This window comes from Anaerostipes faecalis, assembly GCF_018982945.1.
In the GTDB taxonomy this organism is placed as follows: domain Bacteria; phylum Bacillota; class Clostridia; order Lachnospirales; family Lachnospiraceae; genus Anaerostipes; species Anaerostipes faecalis.
Window position 1 is genome coordinate 1 of record NZ_JABRXE010000024.1, and the last position, 3,425, is coordinate 3,425.

At 39.7% G+C, this 3,425-nt stretch carries 2 protein-coding genes; both read right to left on the bottom strand.

The window, feature by feature from the left end:
* Positions 1–248: 248 nt before the first annotated feature.
* Positions 249–608, bottom strand: coding sequence for a DUF5412 family protein (locus KTB61_RS12825; protein WP_216697698.1), 360 nt, complete (start codon positions 606–608; stop codon positions 249–251).
* 6 nt (positions 609–614) lie between these two features.
* Entirely contained in the window at positions 615–3,329 is a 2,715-nt protein-coding gene (locus tag KTB61_RS12830) for an RHS repeat-associated core domain-containing protein (protein WP_216697699.1), read from the bottom strand.
* Positions 3,330–3,425: the final 96 nt, after the last annotated feature.

The window sequence follows — 3,425 nt, forward strand, 5'->3', positions numbered from 1 at the left end:
TGACTATATGTCTCCAAATGAGTATGAAAAGTTGTATCGTAAAATCCAGAAAAACGAATTGCAGATGACAAGTTAGGATGAGGAAAAACTCATTTTAACTTGTACTAAATCTTGACATAGGACCATTCTGATTAAATGCAAAATAGTGTTGTTTTTTACTCCAGAATCCCAAAGACCAATGCCCACTTGGATCCGTATAGTTCACCGGATTATTACAATCTAAGGGGGATTATTCCCCCTTAGATTTATTATTCATGCCTAAAATCATAAACATCTTTGTGTATATTCATTTTCTTTCCATTGATTTGTATGTATGTTTCCGTCAACCATTTTACTTCAACATTCCTACAATGGTATTCAAAATAAATATTCTTTTTCTTTTTTGTCAATTTCTGTTCTACTTCTACGATTACAGAATCGTCAACAGTCGCCCCTCCTGTTCCATTATATACATTTGCAATGTATTTTCCTTTCGGGGAATTAACTTTTCGAATGAGTTCACCTTTGGGAATACTTTGAGTATCCCATGTAAAATGATAAATTCCCCATCCCAAAATTATCACTAATACCATAACAACAACTACGGATATTTTAATGACTCTTTTCATAATATGCTATTTCCCCTTTCTTACAGAAACCAACATCGTGCCAAATTTAACATATTTTTTACTTTTTTTATACAAAGAACTACCCGTTCGATGATACAAAGAGTTTCCGTATCGTATCATACTAGTATCATGTGGGTCATCTCCATAAGATAAAGCATATTTCCATTTTGATGTACCTGATTTAACTTGATATAATCCAGCCCCTGCACACATAAATTCTCTAGTAAATAATACCGATCCAACAAATCCAAAGTGTATATTTCCAACATCATCATTCCGATATAATTTTTTTCCGCCATACTTATACACTTCTTTCTTTTCATTTAACATCCAACTCTTTTTTCGTTTCAAATCCCATTTTCCTTTTGTTTTAACTGCATTCAAAAAATATTTGTAAACAGAAATTACTTTTCCAATTTTGGATCCACTCCTACTTTCCAAAGCACTATTTAGTTTATTCTTCATTAGCCTAGCATTACTCATCATATATTTTTCTAAACTTCTAGATATATTAATAATTTTTTTCTTATGCCCACTTGGATCGATATAATTCACCGGGTTATTCGCACAATACGTATACAGATTCCATGTATCCGGTTCATTACCTTCTCCACGGTAAGTATCTTCCGTTAAAAATCTTTCGTCTTCGGGATCATAGTATCTGGCATTCAAGTAATAAAGTCCTGTCGTGTTGTCATAGATACCTCCGGTATAACACACTTCGTTATCAACTTTATTATCCCCATTGACTGTGGTTTCCCCAAAGTCTGTATATTGATAAGTTGCATCGGCAGTTCCGTCCTCTTTTACAAGACTCGTCGTACTTCCCTGGATATCCTTATTATATAGATAGTAAGAAGTATTGTCACCGCTGTAGCGCTGGGTTCCAATGATATTTCCTTCCAGACCGATCAGGTTCTGACTGGTCTGTGCTCCGGTCCCATCGGTCGTATAAGATACAACGCCGTCCTGATAATAATAATTGACCGTTTTATCTCCCTCGATCTTTTGGATCCGCTGTCCGTCTCCGTTATAGGCATTCTGCTGTACGATGGATGTTTTCCCATCTTTTGTGGCAGATACCTCACTCAAGCGATTTTCGGCATCGTAATCATACGTCTCTGTCTGTCCAGTCTTGGTACTCTTGATGCTTATCTGATTTCCATTGGCATCATAAGTATACTGTTTCACCTCATCCACAGCAGTTCCCTTGGCTTTCGTGGCAGTCTTGATCTGATCCAGTCCATTATAAACATACGTTGTCTGCGTCGTTCCGTCATCCTCAGACATCCGGTTTCCCACATTGTCATAAGTATAAGTAACCGTCTTTTGGCTGTCGTCATTTTTATGGTCTGTAGTAACAGTTTTTGTCAGCCTTCCCAGTTTGTCATACGTATATGCTTTGGTCTCGTTGACCTTCTTTCCATCTTCTTTTGGATAGTTGTTGATCTCTGTCTTTTTCGTGATGTTGGAATTCTTGTCATATTCATAATGGTAAGATTCCATCTCTTTTCCGGTCTCCAGATCCGTAGAAGACATCTCCTTGACGCGGTCAAAGCTGTCATAACCATAGACTTTCTTTACAGCCTTGTCTCCACTTTCCAGGATGTTCCGGTAATCTTTGATCTCTTTGACTCTGCCGTAAGCATCATACGTATAGGTGCGGACCGCCTTTTCTGTCGTGGAACTTCCGGATCTTACGGCTGCTTTGATCTCCGTGAGCCATCCGTCTTTGTTATAGGTGTAGGAAAGGCTCTTTACTCCGTTCTTTTCAGAAGGATAGGTGATTTTTTCCAGATTCCCGTCGGCATCATAGGTATAGGTGATCTGATGTGAGGATATATCATCGGCGGTCGGCTGTCCTCCCTGGCTTAATTCTGCAGATCCCGTCATCTGTCCCCGGCTGTCATAACCATATTCGGTATACCGGTAAGCAGTCTCCGTATTTCCAGTAACTTTATAATCCACCATTTCCACCAGCCGATCATGGATGTCATAGCTATAGACAGATTTTAGTGTCCTTTCTCCGGTGTTCTCTCCCACATCTGGTGCATTATAAGATTCTGTTTTCACCAAACGGTTTTTCTTATCATAAGCAAAGGTTTTGTATCCGCCGTTTTCATAAGTTTCTTTTATTTTATTTCCATTTTCATCGTACGTATAAGTTGTGGAGATACGTTCACTGCCGTCTCCGAGATCGGTGGTGCTTTCTGTCAGTCCTGCTTCATTGGTGACTTCCCGGTTGATGTGTCCTTTGGCATCGGTCACGCTGGTCGTGGTCTTTCCGTCTTCTCCAATGCTGTAAGCGATGGTGCTACTGATATTATCCTGTGTGACTTTTGTCACTCGGTTCTGGTCATCGTAAGCATAACCGGTCGTATTTCCGTTTCCATCAATAGCAGAAATCTCATTTCCATTGGCATCGTAGGATGTCTTTGTGACGATGGATGTATCATCCACGGTGACGGCTCCATGATCCACTTTTGGATTTTGGATCGTATGGGTCTGTTTTCCCTCCTTATCAAATAGGCTGATGGAGATCTTCTCTTCTCCACCGGTGCCGGTCCCAAGGAGGATGGATGCAGTCTCTTTCCCATCGTCTGTAAATACATGGTCAGTATAAATCCCGCCGTCAAACGTGCGGACTGCATTTCCTGCCCCGTCCGTCCAGGTTTTTCTAGTAATTTTCCTGATGTGGTATAAAAAAAGTTGACACCCCATTCTCAAGGATTTGATATATAATCAAGAGAATAAGGAGTGAACAAAAATGGCAGAAAACAGGAAATATGATCATGAATACAAAGTACAGGCAGTGAA